Origin of the sequence: uncultured Paraglaciecola sp., assembly GCF_963977085.1 — a bacterium.
Taxonomy (GTDB): domain Bacteria; phylum Pseudomonadota; class Gammaproteobacteria; order Enterobacterales; family Alteromonadaceae; genus Paraglaciecola.
On sequence record NZ_CAXBNC010000001.1, the window covers coordinates 458,301 to 481,764 of the forward strand.

Annotated in this window: 20 protein-coding genes; 6 read left to right on the top strand and 14 right to left on the bottom strand. The window is 39.3% G+C overall.

Annotation, left to right across the window (positions count from 1 at the left end; genetic code table 11):
* Genes icmH through tagF form a run of 3 tightly spaced genes read left to right on the top strand, consistent with a single transcriptional unit; the run spans window position 1 to window position 5,456 of the window.
* Window positions 1-1,311: a type IVB secretion system protein IcmH/DotU gene (icmH, locus tag AAC000_RS01940; RefSeq protein ID WP_339719606.1), complete on the top strand. Its 1,311-nt coding sequence runs from the start codon at window positions 1-3 to the stop codon at window positions 1,309-1,311.
* A complete protein-coding gene (gene tssM, locus AAC000_RS01945) occupies window positions 1,311-4,748 on the top strand; it encodes a type VI secretion system membrane subunit TssM (protein ID WP_339719608.1) in 3,438 nt (1,145 codons plus the stop codon). Before icmH ends, tssM begins: the two co-directional genes overlap by 1 nt.
* A gap of 9 nt (window positions 4,749-4,757) precedes the next feature.
* Entirely contained in the window at window positions 4,758-5,456 is a 699-nt protein-coding gene (gene tagF, locus AAC000_RS01950; RefSeq protein ID WP_339719611.1) for a type VI secretion system-associated protein TagF, read from the top strand.
* Window positions 5,457-5,469: 13 nt separating this feature from the next.
* Here tagF and AAC000_RS01955 read toward each other — a convergent pair whose 3' ends face one another.
* On the bottom strand, window positions 5,470-6,267 hold the full coding sequence (locus tag AAC000_RS01955) for a protein phosphatase 2C domain-containing protein (protein ID WP_339719613.1): 798 nt from the start codon (window positions 6,265-6,267) through the stop codon (window positions 5,470-5,472).
* Window positions 6,268-6,486: 219 nt separating this feature from the next.
* Between AAC000_RS01955 and AAC000_RS01960 the strand changes: the two genes are divergently transcribed.
* From AAC000_RS01960 to AAC000_RS01970, 3 genes are read left to right on the top strand one after another with little or no spacing between them, the layout of a single operon-like run.
* On the top strand, window positions 6,487-8,769 hold the full coding sequence (locus AAC000_RS01960) for a protein kinase (protein WP_339719614.1): 2,283 nt from the start codon (window positions 6,487-6,489) through the stop codon (window positions 8,767-8,769).
* A complete protein-coding gene (locus tag AAC000_RS01965; RefSeq protein ID WP_339719616.1) occupies window positions 8,766-9,743 on the top strand; it encodes a polysaccharide deacetylase family protein in 978 nt (325 codons plus the stop codon). The genes AAC000_RS01960 and AAC000_RS01965 overlap by 4 nt, the downstream gene beginning before the upstream one ends.
* On the top strand, window positions 9,740-10,666 hold the full coding sequence (locus AAC000_RS01970; protein ID WP_339719618.1) for a hypothetical protein: 927 nt from the start codon (window positions 9,740-9,742) through the stop codon (window positions 10,664-10,666). Before AAC000_RS01965 ends, AAC000_RS01970 begins: the two co-directional genes overlap by 4 nt.
* On the opposite strand, the gene AAC000_RS01975 is transcribed toward AAC000_RS01970, so the two are convergent.
* From AAC000_RS01975 to AAC000_RS02035, 13 genes are all read right to left on the bottom strand, one after another.
* Window positions 10,653-11,864 carry a LysM domain-containing protein gene (locus AAC000_RS01975; RefSeq protein WP_339719620.1) on the bottom strand — a complete coding sequence of 404 codons (1,212 nt, stop codon included), beginning with the start codon at window positions 11,862-11,864 and terminating at the stop codon, window positions 10,653-10,655. The two genes, AAC000_RS01970 and AAC000_RS01975, sit on opposite strands and share 14 nt — an antisense overlap.
* 153 nt (window positions 11,865-12,017) lie before the next feature.
* On the bottom strand, window positions 12,018-13,040 hold the full coding sequence (locus tag AAC000_RS01980) for a 3',5'-cyclic-nucleotide phosphodiesterase (protein WP_339719622.1): 1,023 nt from the start codon (window positions 13,038-13,040) through the stop codon (window positions 12,018-12,020).
* Window positions 13,041-14,231, bottom strand: coding sequence for a heme biosynthesis HemY N-terminal domain-containing protein (locus tag AAC000_RS01985; RefSeq protein ID WP_339719624.1), 1,191 nt, complete (start codon window positions 14,229-14,231; stop codon window positions 13,041-13,043).
* 2 nt (window positions 14,232-14,233) lie between these two features.
* On the bottom strand, window positions 14,234-15,562 hold the full coding sequence (locus AAC000_RS01990) for a uroporphyrinogen-III C-methyltransferase (RefSeq protein WP_339719626.1): 1,329 nt from the start codon (window positions 15,560-15,562) through the stop codon (window positions 14,234-14,236).
* Window positions 15,563-16,270 (bottom strand): uroporphyrinogen-III synthase, encoded by a 708-nt coding sequence (locus AAC000_RS01995; protein ID WP_339719628.1) that lies wholly within the window; start codon window positions 16,268-16,270, stop codon window positions 15,563-15,565.
* 51 nt (window positions 16,271-16,321) lie between these two features.
* A complete protein-coding gene (gene hemC, locus AAC000_RS02000) occupies window positions 16,322-17,251 on the bottom strand; it encodes a hydroxymethylbilane synthase (protein ID WP_339719630.1) in 930 nt (309 codons plus the stop codon).
* Window positions 17,252-17,317: 66 nt separating this feature from the next.
* Window positions 17,318-17,788: a GNAT family N-acetyltransferase gene (locus AAC000_RS02005; RefSeq protein ID WP_339719632.1), complete on the bottom strand. Its 471-nt coding sequence runs from the start codon at window positions 17,786-17,788 to the stop codon at window positions 17,318-17,320.
* 92 nt (window positions 17,789-17,880) lie between these two features.
* The gene (locus AAC000_RS02010; RefSeq protein ID WP_339719633.1) at window positions 17,881-18,666 is read right to left on the bottom strand and encodes a hypothetical protein; all 786 of its coding nucleotides are present in this window, start codon (window positions 18,664-18,666) and stop codon (window positions 17,881-17,883) included.
* Between the two features lie 163 nt (window positions 18,667-18,829).
* Window positions 18,830-19,225 carry a DUF2914 domain-containing protein gene (locus AAC000_RS02015; protein ID WP_339719635.1) on the bottom strand — a complete coding sequence of 132 codons (396 nt, stop codon included), beginning with the start codon at window positions 19,223-19,225 and terminating at the stop codon, window positions 18,830-18,832.
* Window positions 19,226-19,330: 105 nt separating this feature from the next.
* Window positions 19,331-19,801, bottom strand: coding sequence for a YHS domain-containing (seleno)protein (locus tag AAC000_RS02020; protein ID WP_339719636.1), 471 nt, complete (start codon window positions 19,799-19,801; stop codon window positions 19,331-19,333).
* A 123-nt stretch (window positions 19,802-19,924) separates the two neighbouring features.
* Window positions 19,925-21,112 carry a M14 family metallopeptidase gene (locus AAC000_RS02025; protein ID WP_339719637.1) on the bottom strand — a complete coding sequence of 396 codons (1,188 nt, stop codon included), beginning with the start codon at window positions 21,110-21,112 and terminating at the stop codon, window positions 19,925-19,927.
* The gene (locus tag AAC000_RS02030; RefSeq protein ID WP_339719639.1) at window positions 21,099-21,860 is read right to left on the bottom strand and encodes a hypothetical protein; all 762 of its coding nucleotides are present in this window, start codon (window positions 21,858-21,860) and stop codon (window positions 21,099-21,101) included. The genes AAC000_RS02025 and AAC000_RS02030 overlap by 14 nt, the downstream gene beginning before the upstream one ends.
* A 113-nt stretch (window positions 21,861-21,973) precedes the next feature.
* Window positions 21,974-23,455: a DASS family sodium-coupled anion symporter gene (locus AAC000_RS02035; RefSeq protein WP_339719641.1), complete on the bottom strand. Its 1,482-nt coding sequence runs from the start codon at window positions 23,453-23,455 to the stop codon at window positions 21,974-21,976.
* Between the last annotated feature and the right edge of the window lie 9 nt (window positions 23,456-23,464).

Below are 23,464 nucleotides of genomic sequence, written 5' to 3' on the forward strand. Positions count from 1 at the left end.
ATGCAAGACGAAGATAGGACTATGATTATTCCGAATCCAGGTGGACGACGGAAATCAGGAAACACACAAACGTTCCGACCTTCTCCATCAGAGCCGACTCCGCCCAGTAGTCAGACAGTTCAAGTGAATTTAAATGCCTCTGCACAATTTGATGGGGAAAATATAATTCTGTCTTCGGCAAGTGACTTGATAATTTTGGCAAGTCATATTCGCTCCTTGGAGCCGAGCAATAGTATTGAACAACTACGCAGAGATATCGAAACTTTAATTACCAAATTTGACCAACAACTTAATCAATTTAATTTGAGCACAGAAGTAGCACTTACCGCGCGTTATCTCATATGTTGTTTACTTGATGAATTGGTACTCTCGACGCCTTGGGGATCAGATAGTGCTTGGAGTAATCAAACCTTACTCAGTAAGTATCACAATGAAACATCCGGTGGAGAGAAGTTTTTTCTCATCGTAAATAAACTATTGGAACAGCCGCAGCGCAACATTGATTTAATCGAGTTATGTTACGTCTGCTTATCATCAGGATTTTGTGGGAAATATCGACTTTCAAAACAAGGCGAATCTGAATTACTGGAAATAAGCCAGAGATTATATCGACCAATAGAACAGACTCGCCCTATTAGCCGTGATTTGTCTCCTAGTTGGCAAGGAGTAGGCGATTTAAAAACAGGTTTTGTTAAGGGGTTCCCACTTCCAGTATTTTTCCTAATTCTTGGGTTCATTTTAATCGCTGTGTATATTGCGTTTTTATCCAGTTTAAAAGCAAAAGTAGAACCTCTATACCAAAAAATAGAATCCATTGGCTGGGAGCAACCGATAACTCAACCAGTCAACATACAGCCGAATCCTATTGATATAAATAAAGTTGCCAATTCACTGAAGCAAGCATTGAGCGTCTACATCGACAACAAAATAGTGTCCGTTGATGTAAGGAATGATCAAATTTTTATACGCTTTATTAGTACAAGTTTATTTAAGTCAGGCAGTAGCGTAATTAATGAAAGTTCACTGCCAGATGTCAATGTATTGGTGAATGCCATTAAAAATTATGCGGATCGAGTATTGGTCGTTGGACATACCGACTCCACAGGTAAGCCAGATTCAAATTGGGTTATATCCCGTAAAAGAGCAGAAGCCATTGCTAAATGGTTAACAACAAGTAACCAACAATTGTTTAATACCATGACGAGAGGGGTTGCTGATACACAACCATTAGTAAGCGACGATAGCGATTACAATCGAAGCATTAACCGCCGTGTTGAACTGACTCTGATTTTGAAGGATGAACTCATATAATGGAAAAAATTAAAGCAATCACTTCTAGTAGATGGTTTATTCCAATCGTCTTCTTTCTACTTTTTTCGTTATTTATTTTATTTGCTGGGCCTTACTTTGCTTTTGCAGAAATCTACCCGTTAGCAGCGTTAAGCACGCGAATTATCGTTATTCTTGTAGTGTTGTTTATTTATTTAATTGTGCAATTTATTAAATATCACCAACAAATGAAGAAACAACAAAATTTAGTGAAAGACATCACCGAAGAAGATGGACTTAACGATGTTATTAACTCTGAATCTGCAGAATTAAAAAGTAAATTTGATGAAGCTTTCAAGTTATTAAAAAACAAAAAGGGGGGGCAAAACACCCTTACTGATATTCCTTGGTATATGATAATTGGTTCTCCAGGAAGCGGAAAAACCACTTTATTATCTAATTCTGGTTTACAGTTTCCATTATTTAATGAGCTTGGAAACCAAGCGGTGCAAGGCGTTGGGGGGACTAAAAACTGTGACTGGTGGATCACCCAAGATGCCGTATTGTTGGACACGGCTGGCCGCTATAGTTCACAAGATAGTCATCAAAAAGCAGATCAGACAGGTTGGAATAACTTTTTAGGTTTAATTAAAAAATATCGTCGTAAGCCAATCAGTGGTTTATTGGTCAGTTTTAGTATGTCTGACTTGATGAGTATGAATGAATATGAAATGAGTCAACATATCTTGCAAATGAAAAAACGCATTGCAGAAGTGAATGACTTTTTTAAGACCAGATTTCCTGTTTATATCATTATTACAAAGTCAGATATGCTTGCTGGCTTTAGTCAATTTTATGAGACGTTTTCACACAAAGAGAGAGAACAGACGTTTGGTATTACATTCTCAAAAGAGGATAGTATCCAAGGCGATATATTAACGCATTTTTCCGAAGAGTATAGACAACTAACCCAGTCTGTAACCAGACGTCAGTGGCAGCGAATCTCGTTAGAAAGGGATCCCAACCGTAAGTCACTTATTTATAGTTTTAGTGATCAATTTTCTTCTTTAAAACCCACACTAGACAACATAGTCGGCAATTTGGCTAAACTTGATGATAGATTAACAACAGGGATAGTTAGAGGCATTTACTTTACCAGCGGAACACAAAGTGGTGCGCCAATTGACCGCATTATAGCGAAAGTATCATCAGCCTTTGGATTAAAAAACAAAGCAAAAGCCTTATGGAATAATGATCAGCGAAGCTATTTTATTAAGGAGTTATTGCAACAGGTTATCTTCCCAGAGTCTGATCAATTTGGTGTGTTAGTTGGCCATGATAAACGTAAAAGTTTGATTAAACGTATCACTATGGCCACGGCTGGAGTAGTGACCTTATTGCTTGTTATAGGCTTCTTTATTAGCTTTGGTAACAATTCACGTTATATTGAGTCAAGTGAATTATCTGTAGATAACTGGAGTAAACAGTATGAGACTTCAGTTTCTAGTGGCGCTGATTTAAGAACCTATATACCCGCCCTAAATGACTTTTCCGATAACATTGCTGCCTTTGTTGAAAAAAGTGAAACTGAGTTTTCAGGCTTAGGCCTATCTCAATCGAGTTCATTAGAAAATGCTCTCACGGCTAGCTATAACAGGCTATTGTCATCAGTTCTGATGCCTTATGTAAAAAAACAGGTTGAGCTTCAGCTAAGAAATAGTGACGATATAAGCGAAAAGTACCAGGCCCTAAAAGCTTATCTTATGCTTGCAAATGCGGATAAAAGAGACCGTGTTTTTCTAGTCTATTGGTTACACAAAAACCTTAATAATCAGGCATTTTTCACTAATACTGAATACGTACAGGTGAGTGCCCATGTTAATAATCTCGTAAAAAATGATATGTCACTGGCGAGTGTAGATAATTCATTAGTAGATGATTCGAGACGAATCTTACAATCACAATCCGTATCCGATATTTATTACGAACAGTTTAAAATAGCCTACATGAACAAGTCGGAAAATATGTTATCAATGGCGCAATTAGCCGGATCAGACTGGCGTACATTGTTAACAACATCAAAAGACGATATTCAAACGGTTCCTCACTTTTTTACACCAGAAATTTTCTCACAGGTATTAAGTAGTGAAATTAAAGACTATTTAGATCAACTCGAAACAGAAACCTGGATTTTAGGTGAAGGTAATGTCATTAACAAAGGTGCATTAACCACACAGCTCGAAAAATCCTATGCAAGAGACTATGTCAATACTTGGAAAGACTTGTTGCAGTCCGTATCTGTCAAACAAACTTCAAATATGGCTGCGTTAGATTCAGCATTGAAACTGGCTGGCGGACTAAACTCCCCGTTGTTTCAATTACTTGAATCTGTATCTCAGGCAACAAAACTCGTAGAAATAAGCTCTGAATCAAAGTTAGCAAATTTATCTGCAGCGGCCGACAGAGCTATGAGTAAAGCCAACAGATTAAACAGTTTACGTAGTACTGATACCCCAGAATATTTAATTACCTCACAGTTTAGCCAATTGCATGAACTCTTAGACAAAGAACAAAAAGCAATAGTGCTACAAAAAATGACAACCATAGTTTCCGATATTTCAGTTTCCTTAAACTTTGATTTAAGAAATGAGGACGTGAGTGTTAACGACAACGTTCTAAAACCTTTGCAAGCCTTTGCTTATAGCCAACCAGCACCATTGAATCGGTGGGGCGAGGAATTGGCAACCAATATAAAGGCAATGCGTGACCAAACCCAAAGACTCAAAATTGCTAAGCTTTGGCAACAAAGTGTTTTAAACAAGTGTACTGATACGATTAAATTTAAATACCCCTTTGAACGCTCAGCTAAAACAGATGCGGGTCTAAGAGATTTATCTCAATTGTTTGGGTCATCAGGCAGTATTTATCAGTTTTTCACTAAACACATACAACCTTTAATCAGAAGTAATTCCTATCCCTATCAATGGAAAGAAAACGTTGCAAGAACCTATGGTTTTAGCGACGATGTTTTGCCCTTTTTTGAAAACATAAACAAAATACGCGATAGTTTATTTGTTAATGATAGTGATAATCCTCAACTGACTTTGGCCTTTAAACCTATTTACTTAGATTCTCGATTATCGAAATTCAAAATGTCGATACATGGTCAAACTATGAGTTATCAATTTGGTCGTCCTTCGAGCACAAATATTGTATGGCCACCACAGGACTTTGGGTCAAGTAGTCAGTTTGCCTTTGAGCGTCGTGATGGTAGTGATGTAGGTGAAAGCAAGAGTGGTTTATTCGCGCTATTTAAGCTGATAGATGAAGCTAAGCGTAAAAGGGTAAATGAAAATAAGATAGAAGTGACATTTACGAAAAATGAATATGAAGCAATATATGAAATTACTGGCAATGGCAGAATGAACCCTTTGATCATATCTCAGTTGTCTAACTTCAAATGCATCAATGAATTTTAGTGATATATAATGAAAATTGGATTTTTTGGAAAACTACCTGGTTATGGCGATTTTGTACAACGTAATGTCAGTCCTGAATTTATAAAATATTGGGATAATTGGGTATTACAGTCACTTAGCTCATCTCGGGATCAGTTAGGTGAGTCATGGCGAAACAGGTACTTTAATAGCCCAATATGGCGTTTTGTTATTAGCCAAGATGACGCAAGTCACACTCCGGTTGCAGGCTTTGTCATGCCAAGCGTAGATAAAGCCGGCCGCTGTTACCCTTTTACAGTGGTTTGCCAAGCTGAATCAGAAGTTAACCCCTTTATACTCGCTCGAAAAATTGATCTGATACATGAGGTTGGAGAAGACTTTGCTTTAAGTCTATTGGAAAATATCAAGCCTGATCTCGACGAAATAACAGTCGTTTTAAATGAGATATATCAAAGCCTGCAAGAATCAAACTGCCAAAGTGCAGGTACAAAACCCGTCACCTCAGTCATGGAGCTTGCTTGTGTTACAGATATTGATTCACTTGATTTTACACTAGGTAATGAGTCTTTCTTACACATGTTACTAAATAAGCAAAATGTGAATATGTCAATTTGGTCGATGGGAAATACCGAAGGCACAAACCCTCAAATACGCTATTTTTCTGGGATGCCGCCAACAGATAACTACTATTCTTTTTTACTTGCTGATGAGAACCAAGAAAGTTATTAACGACTGACTTAGCTCATCGAGTTAGAGGTAAGGTATCGTCTAAGTTTGATTGGTTAGTATGAATATTTTTACTTCCATCCATGATCTCTAAAGACTGTTGATTATCAACAACTATTACAGTGACATTATCCCGAGCTTTGCGTTCCAATGACATTTTTATTAATAGTGGCGCAATAGATTCTAATGGTGTGCTCAATAAAAGTTGCTCAATCTCGGCATCATCAATAACTTTGTTTAGACCGTCACTACATAAAAAATATTTATCCCCGTCTAGCCTAACATCGCTAACTACATCCAAGTCTAACTCTTCACTTGCACCAACAGCGCGAGTGATAACATTAGCATTTGGATGACGTTCGGCTTCTTCAGGTGTTAAAAGTCCTTTCTGCACCAACTCTTCAACTTGACTATGATCTTGGGTAAGTCGGGTTAGTTTATTATTACGTACCCGATAAATTCGGCTATCACCCGCCCAAATACAGTGGGCAAATTGATGGTCAAAAAGCAGTACAACTACCGTACTTCCAATAACTGCTTGTTTCTCACTCGCCATTGAGACTAATCGACTATTAACGTCCTGCAATACATGGGCGATTTGCTGAGTACCCAGGGGATAACTATTTGTATTGGCTATATCCTGCAAACTATTAACTATCATTTTGCTGGCTACATCACCTTTAGCATGCCCACCCATTCCATCGGCCACACACCACATGCCTTGTTGAGAACTGTCTAAAAATCCATCTTCATTAACTTTTCTAATAGTGCCAATATCTGTTTTCCCTACCGATTTCCATGGACGTTCAAGCATAATTATTGTTCCCAGTGCAGCCAATATATAAAACACATTACAGGTTTCGGACAGCTAAGTCGCCCTAACTTCTTTAATACATAAACTCGAAACATTATAGATACAAATGTCTTTGATTGCTGGTATTTTTCTAGGTAGACTTAAGGTCAAATTCTGCACGAATTTTCTTACATATTGAAGCCATTCTTGCATTAATTCTCAAAAAAATAAGGTCGCTTAATGGAAGAAAACATATTGAATAAAAAGATTGGGCGCTACGAGATCAAGGAAATGATCGGTGAAGGTGCGATGGCTAAGGTCTACCGTGCATATGATCCTGAAATTAATCGCTCTGTTGCTTTCAAAGTACTCAAAGAAGATCACTGTGTAGATGAAGAGTATTTGTCTAGATTTTTACGTGAAGCTAAGGCTGCTGGAGCTCTTTCCCACTCAGGAATTGTGACCGTTTATGATGTGGGTAAAATAGAAAAGTCTCCCTATATTATGATGGAGCTTTTAGATGGCTGTGACTTAGGTGAAGTCCTTAAGAACAATAAAAAACTGCCACTTAAGCAAACTCTGATTATTGCTTTACAACTCGCTAAATCCCTAGATTATGCCCATAAATCCGGGATCATTCATCGTGATATTAAACCTGATAACATTATCGTTATGCCAGATGGTGAGTCTATTAAGGTCGCAGATTTTGGTATAGCAAGGATGAACGAGACTGAAGAGTCTCAAAAAACTCAAGTAGGTTCTGTTTTAGGCACCCCCCGCTACATGTCACCAGAACAAGCTCTAGGAGATACTGTTGATGGCCGTTCGGATTTATTTTCCGTAGGCACTATCATGTACGAAATGCTTAGTGGCAATAAAGCGTTTGATGCCGGAAATATGGCCACTTTAATGATACAGATTGCGCAGAAACAACCTGAACCCTTAAAAACTTTATGCCCGGACATTCCAGCGGGTGTGCGTCAAATAATTCAAAAGTTATTACAGAAATCTCCCGACAAACGCTTTCAAACGGGAAACAAACTAGCAGAGGCATTGGGCAAAGAATTAAGTACCTTAAGCGATCAACAAGCTGAGCAGAAAAAACACAAATATATTCCTTTAAAAATACGCTGGACATTGTCAGTTGCTGCAATTGTAGGTCTCGTTTCTTTTATAAGCATAAATATCGTTTTTAACATGCAATCTTCGGCAATGACTAAACAAGCTGTCGACTCTGGTGCGTCGTTTGCAAAATTCATTTCTACAGAAACGGCTATACCAATACTCAGTGAAGATTGGATCTCCTTAGAGACGTTTATTGGTGATGCCGCAAGTAGAGATACATTTTCATATTTAATCGTTACTGACAGGTCTGGAGTGGTTCGCGGAGCAAGTGATAATAGTTTGGTAGGCAAGATGTACCAACCAAATGAAAATGATGTGCTTATTAGTGAAACCGAAGATGTACATACAACTAGTACAGAAACAGCAGATGGTAAAAATATATTTAACATCAAAACGCCTATTTTGTTTCAAAGCACTGAAGTTGGCCAAATAATCCTAGGTTTATCTCAAGATGGATTAGATGAGGTTAAAAGGATTACAGGTTGGCTGATGTTTATTTTAGCGCTCATCACAACATCTTCAGTGGCTGTGGTTATGTTTATTTTTGGTGGCTTAATCGCTCGACCATTTAAGGTATTAAATGACTCTCTGAAAGGTTTTGCGGCAGGAAATTTAGACACCAGAATATCGTTGGCTCGAAATGATGAATTTGGTGAGGCATTTGATTCCTTTAATAATATGGCCGCAGCGATTCAAGACAGATACACAGAAGTAACTGATGAGCTAGCGCAAACAGGTATCGATAGGACAGGGATTACTGACAATAACTCCAAAGATACCGATGCAGAAACCGAACACTCCGATAGCAACAGTGCTCAGAAGAGCGTTTCGGATCCCGGGGTAGATTTAGGACCTGATGAAACCGTGATCTCCAATAGCCAAATCGATCTCAAAAATAAATCTGACCAGGCTACAAAAAAAGCGGTAACTCAACACCCAGAACCATCAGAGGTTTCTGAGAATAAAGCTGAAGTTGAATCTGAGATAGATGAAGACGCTGACAGGACGATCATTTCTAACAGTCAGATTGGTCTCAATACTGCGCCAAACGAAGCCAGCAAAGAGATCACTGAAAATGTTAAGAAACCAGAAATGTCTGAAACCAGTTCTGATGTAGAGGTCAACCCAGACCAAACAGTGATTTCTTCTAGCCAAATTATTATAAATGAAGACTCTGATGTGAGTGATGGTAAACCTGAAGACTCAACTTCCACCGCTACTCAGACAGACATAGCGGCTCCACCGAAGAGCACTAAAGAGACTGAGGTACAAACGCCAGCTAAAAAACCACCAGTAAAACGTAGAACTAGAAAGAAACCAGTGAAAGCGCCGGTAGAAGCTGAGGATGCAATAAAAAAAGACACGGTTGCCGATCCTGACGAGAGTGCAAAAAGTTGAGGTATTTATTTCTGATCTTTTTGCCCGTTTTGTTGTTCGGCTGTTCAACAACACCTAGGCAAGTAATTGCGAGTAATGATGATTTTATCGTTTTACAGACAGATAATAATGATACTTATGAGTCCTTAGCCGAAGAGTTTTTAGGTGGCCAGCAATATTCAGAAATTCTAGAAAGATACAACCCACAAACAACTGTAAAGTCAGGTAGTTATGTAGCCATTCCCAAAAGAGTCATCAACCGTTCTGGTGTTTTTGTTGATGGCTATCAACGTATACCGGTTCTCTGCTATCACCAATTTACCGAAGAAAATCAAAGTAAAAATAAGATGGTAGTGACCCGAGCTGAGTTTGAACGCCAGATGGATTATCTCGCTTCAAATGGCTATCAAGTGCTAGCACTAAGTGAATTAGGCAACTTTCTAAAGGGTGAAAAAGAACTACCTAAAAAATCAGTTGTGATAACCATAGACGATGGTTATAGGAGCTACCTGGAAGTGGCTTATCCTATTTTAAAAAAATATGATTTTCCCTCCACAATGTTTGTTTACCCAGACTTTATAGGAGCAGGCCGAGCCCTCAAATGGCAAGACGTAAAATTCCTAAGTAAAATACCTTTGGTAGACATTCAATCCCACTCCAAATCACATGATAGTTTATCGCCGCGGCCATTAGGTGAATCAGATGAAGACTATTTAGCACGATTAAAAATTGAAGTTGAAGGGGCAGAAAAAATATTAACCCGTAGAACCAAACAAGAAATTAATCATTTTGCCTATCCATATGGAAATAGTAGTTTAGAAGTAGTTGAACTCTTAGAACACAACAATTACGAACTTGCGGTCACAGTTCATAAAGGAAGTAACCCTTCATTTTCAACTCCATTTTTATTGCATAGAACCATGATATATGGAGGAGATAGTCTAAACACTTTCAAGAAAAGCTTGGATGTATTTAGTACTATGGCGCTCAAATGATAGAACGTATTATCTGTGTAACCCTGTTAGTTTTTTGTAGTTCTTGCAGCACAAATTTTATAGATAGCCGCGCGTTGTTCGAACAGCGTAGTCCAATTGCTAACTCTTTAGAAGACCAGCAACGTTATGCAGAAGCGCTGACACAATGGAAGATTTTGCAGATAGCCTATCCTAACGATGAAATGGTAAAAGAGCATATACTGCGGCTCGAACTTTTAATATCAGATAAAGTCATTCAGCAACTCGCTGTTTTAGACAAAGCTAAGGCATCAGCGGATGAAACCTTAGAGCGCAAGGTCTATTTAAAAATATTGGCTTTAGATCCTAATAATCAAATTGCAATGGAAGAGTTACGAAAGTTTGAATGGAAATTTGCTATTCAAGAAGCCAGCTCAAAAACTGCAAATATTAAGAAGTATTTTGTTGAGACACAACAAGAGGCTAATATTTCAATCCAACTCACTAAGTATCTTGAGCAAGGTGAGCAGTTAATACATGATAGAAAGTACAAAGAGTTATTACAGCTAGCTGATAAATTTGAAGATTCTTACCCTACACACCTAGAGCCTAACGAGTATCGGATACTAGCCTATTCCAAACTAGGAGAAGGTCAGCAAAAGCAGAATAAAACAAAAGAAGCCATTGAGTATTACCAGCAAGCATTGGACCTAGCCGCGCTTAAAGGTGATAATTTACCCAACATACGCAAAAAAACAGATCAACTCTCAAGCTTAATTGCAAACAGGTATTTACGATTAGCCAATCAAGTATTTAAAACTAATTTAGATGAGGCGATTAATTACTTTGAGCAGTCTCTTAAATATCAACCCAACAATGTTAAGACTCGCCAACTAATGCAGCGAGCCATAAAGATTAGAGAGAACTTATTAAAAATTAAAAAACTAGACTCTAATTCCGATTAAGTTTATTTAATTTTTCTTTGAGCTCTAAAGCCTGCGCCCTATATAGTTTTGCACTTGAATGGTCAGGATTTACCTTCAAAACCATATCCCATTTTTGAATTGCGAGATCGAGTTCTTGACGTCGAAAAGCAGATGACGCTTCTCTATGGTATTTATCAGCAATTTCTTTCTGTAATACCAACATTTCTTCCATCGCTTGGTCATTTTGATCGTCTAGGTCAGTTGCCATTTTAAAGTTTTCAAACGCACTAAACGCATTTTCTTCTTGTAAATTTAACTGCCCAGCTTTTTCGAAGTATGTTGCAGCTAGGATATTGTCGGTTTCAGCAATTTCTTTTGCTCGTCCGATATAGGTTGCTATTGCCAGCCCTCTACTTTCCTTATTAAGCTTACCAAATGAACTCAGTGTGGCTAGTTTTTCAATTGCGGCGGCGTAATCCATATTTTCCGCTAATGTTTGCAAATCACTAAATGCAGACTCTGCCGTTTCAATTGGAGCGACAGGAATAACTTCCGCTAAAACTGGCTCATCAACAGGTAGTTCAGTTTCTTCAACTATGTCCTCAACAACGTCAACGGCTTCCTCTACTTCTTTGGCTTCCTCTTCCATTGCCAAATCAAGGGCAGTTTCCTCGTTATCTATACTATGAGTTTCGAGGGCCAAGGCGTTATCTTTATCACGTTGAGTCCGTGCAAGTTGCGTCAAAGGTATTTTGATTTCTTGCCCTATGTTAACCCGGCTAGGATTGGCAATATTATTGTACTTAGCTAAAGCGTAAAATTTTAAGGCTGAGCCTAAGTACTTTTTCGCAAGTGTAGAAAGACTCGCGCCAGAGGTTAGATTAACTTTGAAATGTTCTGCTGGGAAATATTGGCTCGAGTCAGTGGATATTTGTGCAACTAAATTTCTCGCACTATTACTTCTAGGTACCGCTTCTAGATATGCATTAAGCTCAGCTAAGGCCTGTCCATCTTCACCATTTTCAAGTTTTTCTAACGCTTTGCTAAAACGTTGTCTAGGTGTCAAACCGGCTTCAGCGATATAACTTTGTTTATTTAGAGAACCCTTATCTTTATTTACCTCTGCTGGGGTAGTATTTCCTGTTGAACCACCACTAGCGCCACATCCAGATAAAATTAACCCCGCAACTAATAACGCAGCTGATAATTTTATTTTATTGTCCATACAACTAATCATTTATAACCCCTGAAAATATAAGAAACGGCCGTCGATAATCTAAGTTTCTCGGTACAAAGCAGTTTAATACAATTGTAATCGTCAAGCATGTTTTTCCATCTGAATTTTTTCATGTATTTGCTAACATATTGAAAATAATATGGTATATCGCTTCTACAATATAAGTAGTTGTCCTTGTTTAGCAAGTATAAACTTAAATCCATGGGTATTTCCTTGTTGCAATTCTTGCTGGATTTTCACTCTTGGATCCATACCACTTTTTAGGCTGTACTTAATATGGCTAATGATGAAGGTTAAATCTTTAAATTGCTGCTTATTAGCCACTAACGAATAGAAATAATCCAGTTCTGACAATAACCAGTTTGGGGTAAGGTGACCAAATAGCAAATTATCAGGTTGGCTATTATCAAATGAGACTTCTATGGCCACGCCCCTAAGGTTTTTAGTTTGCATTTGTGTGGCTAAATAACGCCAAACCCTTGCAAGCTTACCTTGTTTTTCTACCTTATCTGGACCGGTGTCACCAAAATATACAAACAGATTATCTTGGTATTCAATCACAAAGGCAGTTGACTCAAGCGGATGACTGAGACTAAAAGCTGTCACTTTTAGTTTGGTCTCTTTAAGGTTCATTGGGTGCTGAGGAACTAAATCTATAACTTGGTATTTGTTTAAAAAAGGAGGCTTGCCTCTATCGGTAAAATTCGCCCAGGCCTGCCAGTTGAAATAGGTGTCACTCATCGTTTGGTTGACTGACTTCAGCCCATAAATAGCCTTGTTATTATCTTCAGGTGAGGCAATCAATAAACCAGCCACATGGTCGAGGTGGCCATGGCTAATCAAATAACCTTTAATATGATGCTGTAAAATGTTTCCGGTTGGGGAGAACCTATTATCTATTTTGAGAGGCAAGTCTTTAAAGGCGTTGTTATCTAAGGCAACGTTGATGCCATTAATCAAGGTACCTGCATCCAAGGCAATATAATTAGGTTCAGATAACGTCCTCAATAAGAAAGCACTGAGATTACCGTCTTGGATCCCACCAGTACTGCCCAAGGTTATTATCTCAAAGACCGCTGTCGAATCAGGTCTATTACTTAAGGGTGATGGTTCCCCACGTAATTGACACGAAAAAATCAATAAGGCGACCAATAAACTACATTTTTTACACTGCAATTACTTCACCTTAGGTTGGTTTACTTCAGTGCCCATACTTTGTTTATATAACATTAGCGCTTGTTTTTGGTCATCCTGGGACTCCTTGATACTCGACATCAACACCAAATCCTCTTGTCGATTACCTAATTTAATGGCCTTAGCTAAGGCTTTTTCTGCCAAAAGTTTGTCGTTTGCATTAAACGCGATATGGCCTAAGGTGGATAACAATTCAACATTCAAATCATCTTTTTTTAGCCAAGTCTCTAGTTTTTTAATAGAGCCTGCTGGGTTAGGCAATTTAATCTGTTTAAACAAAGGTAATAACAAAGGATGAGGTGAAGAAGTCTGGCATTCCAGCAAAGCTTGTTCGGCATCAAAATGCATACCTTGGTCAATCAGCTGCTGAATATATGCCGCTTGTTGTGCAGGATCCTTACGAGTTGATCTGGGTAAAGATTGCCAATTCTGTTTCAGCTGTTCTGCACCTTCTTTACTCGCAATTTCGGCAAAGTTACCTTTAGATGCTTGTTGCATCAGTGCTTCGTAGTCATCACCTAATGCTTTTCTCCAACCTTTTAACTTTTCTTTTAACTCTTGCCACTTACCAGCCTGACCAAGTGCTTGTGCCCAGAGTTTTAACACAGCGGTTTGAGTTTGTTGTTTTTCGCTTAGGCTTTGAATCAGTGTAATCGCTTCATCTGATTGATAGTGCTGCAAGGCATCTCGAATTAAACATAAATTCGCTGCCAGAGCTGATTTTTCATAGGTTTTAGCCATACGCCAATAACGCTTAGCTTGTTCTAGTTGACCTAATTGGATCTCAGCATCGGCTGCGGCTAAAAGATTGATCCCATCAAAATCTTCATTTTCGATTTTCTTAAAATTTTCTCTTGCAACCTGATAGTTGGTTTCTGCCAATGCGATTAAACCTGAAGTAAATGCTCTTTGTTTTTTACGACTGCCCCAATTACCTAACCAGTTTTTCGAGCCCGAAGCAGCAGCCAAGGAGGCTTTTACCAACAAATTAATCAACATTAGGCCAACAAAAATAGCAATCAAAGAAAGGCAAAGTGACCAGACATTCATTTCGGCAACCCAACCGTTGAATTCGACCATCACATATCCGCTATCATCAAACATCATCGCGGCTATCACTACACTAATAAGCAGGATAACCAAAACCAGAAAAATTCTAATTAATTGACTCATGGTTAATTGCTTCCGTTAACAAAGCGACTGTCTAAGCGTTGCTCGATTAAATCTTTTAAAAGCGGCGCAACATTAAATTGTTGAGGATAGTCTTTCTCAAAGTCAGTAACTTGCAACCGACTTAAACTTCCAGTGAACTGGACTACTGATTCATTTTCAGTATCGAAAGATTCAACTAATAAACTCAAGGCGGTTTTTAGTGCTTGCTGGTAAAGCTCTGCGTTTTCTTGCAAAACAGCCACTTGTGCCTGTAATAAAGCAAACCTAAGTTGCTCTTTGGCTAGCCATTGTTGTTGCTCAGACATAAAAGGTTTAATTTCAGTCGTCACTTTTTTAAAACTAAAAAAGTTTTTAGTCGCTTCTCGCCAATTGCGGGCCAGATTAGCACGCCAATCATTGATAGATCCTGTGATGCTATCATCAACAACTTCAGCTTCAGGCCTTTTAAAAAAAGCTAAGGGTAAACTATCTATTTGGTTAATCATGGCACCCAAGCCTATTGCAATAGAGCTAGTAGACACTTGATTAATTTGTTGTAAAGCAAGTAAATCCTCTGCGAGTAAAGCCCGTAAAGGCAACAAACTTGGATCGTCCAAGTCTTGAATGCGGCTATCTGCAGACTGCAGCATCATAATGGCTGTTTTTACATCATGTTCTAACCAAAGTTTGCGGCCTGCTATACGAACTAAATAATCAGCTTCAGCCAATAGCCAATCAGCTGGTCTACGGCCCGATATATCAGCCAAATTACGCTGATTAGTCTGCGCTTGGGCTTGGGTCAGTTGTATTTGTTCACTAAGGTTTTGTAAGCTACCTTGTAATGCTCGATTTTGTTGCAGTAAATCACCTTTAACCAATTCGTTAGAGGCGATAGATTGCGCTATATTATTTTGTTGCTGATCTAAACTATTTCGCTGTTGTTGCAAACTCGATTGCTGCTGTTGCATACTCATTTTCTGGGCAGCTAAGGCATCAATTTGTTGTTGGCTTTGAACTTGCCACTGCATCCATGCCCAGTATCCGGCACCAATGATGGCGGCCAATAGTACTAAATTGATAATAGTAAAAAACCACAATATGCCGGTTTTTCCTTTGGCACTAGGCGTTGGTTTAGGTGATGAGACAGTAGCACTACTATTACTATTAGAGCGGCTTCCTTTATCTGCAGGTGCCGTATATTTGGTGGACTGCTTTTCAGTAGTTTGATTTGAAGCAGCAGAAACCGGCTGTTTTTTTAAAGAAGGGCCTGCCGTTTTCTCTTTAGCTAATTGTTTTTCCAACGCGATCAGCTTTGCTTCATCTGACGGGGTTAATTTGTTCTCATCTGCCATTTAATGCTCCGAAGGATGTCGTGCGCGGGTAATCAACTGTTGTGCGCATTGAATTAGGGCCTGATCACTGGCATCACGGCTAATACTTATCTGGGATACCCCCAGTTTAGATGCAATTTCTGCGGTTCGTTGGCTTACCACTATCCAGTTTAGCGTCTTCAGCCAATTCGTATCAAAATAGTCAAAGGCAGCCTGAATAACCTCGCCACTTGTGGCAATAATGCAACGGATTTGCTCCTGTTGCCAGTCTTGTGTGTAAACAGGCGTGTCTAATCTTATGCGTTTATATACTTCCCACTCCACGACTTCTGCGCCGCGGGTGACCAAAGTGTGGTGTAACAATTCCCTACCACCAAAACCTTTCATAATCACAATGCGTTTATTAACAACCGAATTCAGCTCTGGAAGACTAAGCAGTCCCTCTGTTCTGGGCTCATTTGGCACAACCACTGCAAAACCAGCACTTTCTAAAATACTCCCAGTACTGGCACCAACTGCAAAGAAGCAGACCCTTTTGGGCCATTGATTTTTCATCAGCACACACTGCTGCGCTGCGACTGTACTTGTCACTATGACGTAAATATCGGCTGCAATACTTTGGTGTAGATCAGCAGTTTTTACCGCCAATTGAGCAATGGCAGCTTCATCCACAACTGTATCAATTAATCCACAAGCCACAGCATCTAACTTTGCTTGATTAAATGTCATTGCGCTAGCTTGGCATTTTGCTTGGGGTCTAAGAAGTAAAAACGTCACAACTTAATCAGCTTGCAAAGCACTGAGGATTTCACCTGCACCTTGTTCAAGTAACAATTGTGCGACATGTTCACCTAAGCTTTCAGCGTTCTCTAAAATGTCTGTATGTTTGGCATGCAACAATACTTGACCATCCACTGATCCCACCAATCCCCGTAGCGTGATGTGTTGACCATCTAACTCGGCAAAACTTCCTATAGGCACTTGGCAGCCACCGTTTAATTTAGCATTCATTGCACGTTCCGCTTTGACACGAACAGCAGTATCAAAGTGATTCAAAGGCGCTAATAAAGCAATCAACTCTTGGTCATCATTGCGGCATTCAATGCCTACTGCACCCTGCCCCACAGCTGGCAGTGACAATTCAGTGGGTATCTCGGACTGAATGCGTTGCTGCATACCCAAACGTATCAAACCAGCCGCTGCTAATACTATGGCGTCATATTCGCCCGCATCTAACTTGCTTAAACGGGTATTCACATTGCCCCTTAAATCTTTGATCACTAAGTCAGGTCTGATTTTACGTATTTGGCATTGGCGCCTCAAACTAGACGTACCTACCACTGCATTTTGAGGTAACTCTTGCAATGAATGAAATTGATTCGACACAAAAGCATCAAAGGGATTTTCTCGCTCACAAATAGCATGCAACCCAAACCCATCAGGGAAAGCCACAGGCACGTCTTTCATCGAATGCACCGCGATGTCCGCACGACCTTCAGTCATCGCCACTTCTAGTTCTTTAATAAACAAACCTTTGCCGCCAATTTTAGCCAAAGGTGTATCGAGGATCTTGTCGCCTTGGGTACTCATAGGTACTAGTTCGACTTGCAGATTTTTATGGGCGTTTAGTAACGCAGCTTTAACGTATTCGGCTTGCCATAACGCTAAAGCACTTTTACGTGTTGCGATACGGATAATGCGTGTTGACATGACACTTCCTGAACAAAAAATTACACCGCATATATTATCAGAAACATGAGTAATGTGAGTGTTTGCCTAAAGACAAATTTCGAGTTTGGGTAAAAAGCGCCCCCGAATACTCTGAGATTCCATTTCACCAACTTTGACAGCCCCATTTGCGAGATAAAAATTCTCAGCAAAAGGATCGCTTTGCAGTGTCATTTTTTTCGCTTTGTATTCTTTTGCCACAGCTATGGCTTCACTAAGTAAGCGTTTTCCATAACCTTGACCAATAAAGGCTGGATCAATAAATAAGGCTTCAAGCACTGCAGAATCACGATCCGAAACATTAAGCGCAAAAAAGCCTGTAATAGTTTGCCCGTTTAACTCAGTCAATTTAAAACAATAAGTTGGCAATAAAAGTTGGCTTAGATTGTATGTTAACTCTTCTTTGCAACTCAATAAAAAATCAGCGTCATAACCCCAGTGGCCTTTTGAACGCAGCGCTAACTTACTCAGTAATAACGCTTCTTGTGGCTTAGCGAAACGAATGACATCTGTTGTCATAGAACTGCACCCTTGGAAGTCAGCAAAGTTGCAATATGCCTTGAATTAGTCATCATAAAATTCATAGTCTAGATTGATCATTAATGAAACATTTATTGATTTACGATAGTCGCTTTACGTGACTCATGCTCCAAAATTCCATATTTAATCTTCTGGGAATCAATATAGTCACGACGTTTCACTAACCATTGGTTAAACTGTTTAATAATTTCTGGGTATTTCACCGTGGAAATTTGGTACGAATAATTTTGTTTAGGAAGATTTTCATTGAACACTAAATCCTGCTGAATATGCAGATTCTGTAATCCAACATTTGCTACTGCAAGATCGATATCTAAACCATCAATCAAGCCATTCACAAGATGTTTGACCAATATTTTAGCACTTGAGTCTTCATAAATTGTGACCTTACCTTGTTCAAGCTGCTTTACCCATAGAGTGGGGTGAAAGCCTGTTATCGTGCCGATAGTCTTAAAAAAAGAGGGGTCTTTATCTTTGTTTTTGGGCATCACCAGTGTCCCAGCAGTCATAGCCACTATCTCATCACTAAAATGTATTCTGAGTTGACGTCCGTTGTTTCTTTCCTGCCACCTAACGTTATCAGGAAATTTAAAATCAATATTTTCTTCGTATAACCATTTAGGAAACTGCCTAATGGGTAAAGGGAGGTAGCTTATCTGGTGCCCATTTTCTTTAGCAAACTGATCAAAAATGGCTTTTGAAAAGGTCGTTTGGTTAGAATTGAAATCAAAATAGGGATAATAACTTATATCTTCAACACCAATCACAAAACTGCCTGCCTGAGCATGATTGGTGACACAGAGACAATAAATATGAACAAAAATCCAAGATAAATAAGTGACTTTCGCCTTGCTCAATTTAAATACCACAACACACGTCTCGACATAGACCATAGAGCTTTTAGTATACTCACTCTGCGTTTATTTATTGAATAATTGCTAATATTTAGATCATTGATGTATCCAATGCCGCCCGCTTTTTTTAAATAAAAACGCTTCAAGTCAAATTGAGAAGTGTTTATTATTCGGGATAACTCACTTCGAAATGGTGAGTGATTAACATTAAGTCGCCTTGCCACACCTGAACTTGCCATTTACCTTGCCAATAGTGGGGTAGACTTTTACTGGAATAAGTACGCCAGTTATCACCACCAATATTCAAGGTCACAGCTGCTTTTTCTTCCCCTTGATACAACCATCTGTGGATGATTTGCTGATTCGCCAGCCCAGTAACCTGAGTAAAAAAATAAACTCGCTTCATTTCGTCAACTTGGCCCCACACTGATCCTTCGAGGTCGTCAGTAGGCTCCCTATTTTCAATACCGCTAGTCAATTGACTACGCTCAACTTGTGCCAAAGTGAACTGACTAAAGAGCCCCAAAGTCAAAACAATTAGCAAGTGAGAAAGTTTTTTCACAGTGTTCTCCAAAAATCAGCTTAGGTATTTTAAATAGTCACTTTGCACTTTTTTTTAAACAAAAAAAAGCCCGAATTTACGGACTCATACTTTGAGAGAACAACATTAGTTATTTATATATTTTTTCACATCAGTAATTTCAGGGTAATGTTTATTAGCAGAATCTATGTCTGCTGCCATTGTTGAAAGCCAATCACTTTTTATCTTTTTGTTGTAGTTCAAATACAGCTTCCCGTCTTCGATATGCCAAGCATAGGGATCAATACCAGCAGTTTTCCCATTTGCCATCGCCCACGCACAATAACCACCGTATTGAGCGGCATATTTTTCAGGGTCTTGTTTGAATAACTGCAGATTCTCTTGACTAGAGAAACGCCAGTTAGCATCTCGCCATGAGAATTGAAACTTTTTATCCCCTTCTACCGCTTTACCTTGCTTAAAATAGGCAACAGTATCGTAACCATCAATTGCAGTATTGTTGAAAATTCCGGTGCTCACCGCATCATCAATGGCAAAAGCAGGTAACGTAAAAAGTGAAAAAATCACTATCGCTAAGTATTTTGTAAACTTGTGCATTAATTTCTCAGTCTAATAGAATTAAAAATCTTGTAAGACTAAACCGGATCAACAGGAGTAATCTTTCATTACAAACTGTCTTCAGGCAACCTTGATTTAGAAAATTCACTCCTGTCATACATTTTAAGGGGCGGCTGGGGCAAAAATAAATGCTTGTGATGGCGTGTCCAGCATATGTTCTATTAGTGTTATTGAACTGATTTTAGCCACATGGTCAATTAATTCTCGTTGCGTGTTGTCACCTAATTCAAATGTGACCGCATGTACCTTATATGTATCTGCGATAAACTGCTTAAACACCCCTCGACCCGGACTCGAACCAGGCTTAGGCCTGATAACAAAAGAAGCAACACTCTGACTTTTTATTTTACGCAACCAATCACTGGAAAATAGCGGCGGTGCCACGTCATAATCCTTCGGCATAGTGTAAAAGATATCCTGCTGAGTAGAGTGAAAGTCCACAGCAAAAACTAAGCGTTGTGAACCTTTTAGTAGGCTATCTAATTTGGCTTTTACTAAACTGGTTTCAATTTGAGTAAATTTTCCCCAATCGCGATTTAAGTCAAGTCCTTTGCTATTGTGTCGCCAATTTCCTAATGCCACACCATCCGGGTTCATGTTAGGTATTATTAATACATTAAAGCGCGCTAAAAATGCTTGTTGAGACGCAGAGAATTGTGCCAACTGCTCTACAAAACTTAGCAATGCCAAAGCCCCAGTCACTTCCGGGGGATGTTGACGGCCTAAAATCAACAGCCATTCAGTGTTGTTATCTTTTTGTGAGAGTAAAGCTTCTATAGGTCGACCTAAGGTAGAGTGACCCAGATTTATTTTAGTGAAACTACTAGTTTGGACTATGTCGTTCATCCAATTTAGATAGTGATCGTTATTGATGATTTCTTGGGCAGAAATATATAACTCTTGGGAAAGGTTGATTTCAAACGTTAATTGATTGTCTTTAATCTCAAAAGGCAAGTTATGCCAGATCCGGCTGTCGCGGCTCATCTTAGGTAGGTATCTAGGTTTGGCTTGTTCTGCTTGTATACTAATTTTTATTTGTGTTGTTTTGCCCTCCAGCTTGGGCTCAACTTTAAACGCATACCAAGGACTTGAGTTAATTGGTCGATTTTCAGCATCAGTAGTAAGTAAGTAGTGATTTTCAGATAACTGAGCACAACTATTGAGCTTTGCAGTTTCAAAATTCGCCGTAAAACGCACTGCTTCGAACTCACAAACTGTTGCATAAAGATCAACACTTAACACATAAAGCATTAAAGTCAGCGAAGTGTTTCTAACACTATTCCATTTCATTGTTTTTCCTTTTGAAAAATTGTTGAGTGACTTGCCAACTGAGTTTTTGTAAGGCTAACGCGGTGTCTTTACGCAACTGACCAGTGAAAATGATACCTTCAGGCGAGCGTTGATTTAAGGTGGCGTAAAATACACATGCAGCTAAATAGGTACCCGCTTCACTTGGATGTTTCCAGTCTTTTCGATAAGTGAGTACTCCCTCACTGTCTACACTTAGAACATCGGGTACAAATAATTCAATATGACTAAGCGCCATTTCTGCTATTGCAAAAGCGACACCAACAGGAACAACTAATACATCTAACTTATTAGCTAATTTGGTATACACATTAGCTAGGTCGACTCCCATAGCTGTTTGATTCTTGTATCCCCAAGTCATAAATATTAACGGCTCTATTCCTTTAGCCTTAATCGATTGAATTGAATCAGCTATGGCTGAAATAAACGCTTTAGTTTTCTTAGAATTGATAGGTTCATTGCTGTGCCCCTGCAAAACAATGGCTTGCCATTTTTGGGAAGGGTCGCCTAAAAAGAACCCTAAATCGGCACTATGCTCTTTAATGTGACCACCAGATAAAGTGGATAGTCGTAAACGGTTTTGTAGAGATTTCCATTCCCCAGTAGATCGTATCAAACTGCCAAGATGGTTGTGTATACCATTGTTGTAAAAACTAAAACTATTACCTATGAATAATACCCGCGTCAGATTAGAACTAGGTTGAACTTTAGGCACAACTATCGATGTCAAAAATCTATCGATATCATTTGAGCCAGTCTTTGCATAAAGAGTCTGGCAAAAAAGAGCAGTGAATAATATAAAACTAACTGACTTCACAGTGAACTTGTCGAACCTAAAACACCTCATAAAAACACCAAGGGCGCAAGCCAAATAGAAACCACAGAAAGTAACAGCATGCCAATCAGATTCAATACTGCCCCTGCTCTAACCATTTGTGGAATATTAATCAGCCCAGATGCAAACACAATAGCATTAGGGGGAGTGGCAACAGGTAGCATAAAGGCGCAACTTGCGGCGAGTGTTATTGGAATACACAACAATAAAGGCGATACCCCCAGTTCCAAAGCAACAGCGGCCACTACAGGTAAAAAGGTGGCGGCTGTAGCCACATTGCTAGTAAGTTCAGTCAAAAAGATCACTAAACCTGTCGCGGCAATAACCAAAGTAAACACACCAAATGCCCCTAGAGGGGTCAAGCTACTGCCTAACCAAGCAGCCAACCCCGAAGAAGAAACTGCAGCGGCTAAACTCAAGCCTCCTCCAAACAAAATTAATACCCCCCAAGGCAGTCTGTTCACATCATGCCAAATCATTATTTGTGGTTGTTTTTTATCTCCACTTGGCAATAAAAATAGTATTAAGGCCGCTGACATCACTATGCCAGTATCAGTCAAAAAATCGATATTCAACAAGGTAGACAGAGGTCTTCTGAGAATCCAAAAAACGACAACAAGTGCAAAGATAGCGGCAACACGTTTTTCAGCGCTACTCATTTTCCCCAGATCATTTTTTAATTGTGCTAAGTGGGCGTTGACTTCTGGGTTTGCTGGAATCTCTATTTTGAAAGTCCAGCGCGTTAATGATAACCATGCCAATGGCAACATCACTAACATCACAGGAACACCCACTAACATCCAACTTGCAAAGGTTATTCTAATGCCATAATTTTCATTTAGAAATGCAGCTAAAAGTGCATTTGGAGGGGTGCCCACTAATGTAGCCAAACCGCCAATGGTTGCGGCATAGGCTAGTCCCAATAACATGGCGACTTGAAATGACTTGGTTTGTTCTTGGCTTAAATGTGTGTTGTTTTCAGCTATGACTCTTGCAACAGATAATGCAATAGGCATTAACATCATAGTTGTGGAGGTATTTGTCATCCACATTGACAACAAAGCAGCAACTAACATAAATCCGCCAATCAGACGACTTCCGTCAGTACCTGTATAGGATAATATGCCTAGTGCAATACGTTTGTGTAAATCCCACCTTTCAACAGCCAGCGCCAGAATAAATGCGCCGAGAAATAAATATATGATGGGATTAGCATAAGAGGCCGTGGCTTCTGCCAAATTGCTAATACCTAAAAAAGGAAAAGTCACTATAGGTAAAAAAGCAGTAACCGGTACAGGTACTGCTTCTGTTGCCCACCAAATGGCCATCCACAAACCTACAGCCGCTACCCGCCACGCCACTGGATCCATAGTTGTTTGAGATCCACCAAAAAACATCAACAATACAAAAATGCCTGGTCCTGCCACTAAACCTATGTCTTGGTATCGAGCACGGTGTTGATCGGTAATATCCGGTAAACTATTACTCATTTTACTGCC

Excerpts from the sequence above, each read along its gene's own strand:
- icmH (WP_339719606.1), top strand. The coding sequence starts at position 1 with ATGCAAGACGAAGATAGGACTATGATTATTCCGAATCCAGGTGGACGA.
- tssM (WP_339719608.1), top strand. The coding sequence starts at position 1,311 with ATGGAAAAAATTAAAGCAATCACTTCTAGTAGATGGTTTATTCCAATC.
- tagF (WP_339719611.1), top strand. The coding sequence starts at position 4,758 with ATGAAAATTGGATTTTTTGGAAAACTACCTGGTTATGGCGATTTTGTA.
- AAC000_RS01955 (WP_339719613.1), bottom strand. The coding sequence starts at position 6,267 with ATGCTTGAACGTCCATGGAAATCGGTAGGGAAAACAGATATTGGCACT.
- AAC000_RS01960 (WP_339719614.1), top strand. The coding sequence starts at position 6,487 with ATGGAAGAAAACATATTGAATAAAAAGATTGGGCGCTACGAGATCAAG.
- AAC000_RS01970 (WP_339719618.1), top strand. The coding sequence starts at position 9,740 with ATGATAGAACGTATTATCTGTGTAACCCTGTTAGTTTTTTGTAGTTCT.
- AAC000_RS01975 (WP_339719620.1), bottom strand. The coding sequence starts at position 11,864 with ATGATTAGTTGTATGGACAATAAAATAAAATTATCAGCTGCGTTATTA.
- AAC000_RS01985 (WP_339719624.1), bottom strand. The coding sequence starts at position 14,231 with ATGAGTCAATTAATTAGAATTTTTCTGGTTTTGGTTATCCTGCTTATT.
- AAC000_RS01990 (WP_339719626.1), bottom strand. The coding sequence starts at position 15,562 with ATGGCAGATGAGAACAAATTAACCCCGTCAGATGAAGCAAAGCTGATC.
- AAC000_RS01995 (WP_339719628.1), bottom strand. The coding sequence starts at position 16,270 with ATGACATTTAATCAAGCAAAGTTAGATGCTGTGGCTTGTGGATTAATT.
- hemC (WP_339719630.1), bottom strand. The coding sequence starts at position 17,251 with ATGTCAACACGCATTATCCGTATCGCAACACGTAAAAGTGCTTTAGCG.
- AAC000_RS02005 (WP_339719632.1), bottom strand. The coding sequence starts at position 17,788 with ATGACAACAGATGTCATTCGTTTCGCTAAGCCACAAGAAGCGTTATTA.
- AAC000_RS02020 (WP_339719636.1), bottom strand. The coding sequence starts at position 19,801 with ATGCACAAGTTTACAAAATACTTAGCGATAGTGATTTTTTCACTTTTT.
- AAC000_RS02025 (WP_339719637.1), bottom strand. The coding sequence starts at position 21,112 with ATGAAATGGAATAGTGTTAGAAACACTTCGCTGACTTTAATGCTTTAT.
- AAC000_RS02035 (WP_339719641.1), bottom strand. The coding sequence starts at position 23,455 with ATGAGTAATAGTTTACCGGATATTACCGATCAACACCGTGCTCGATAC.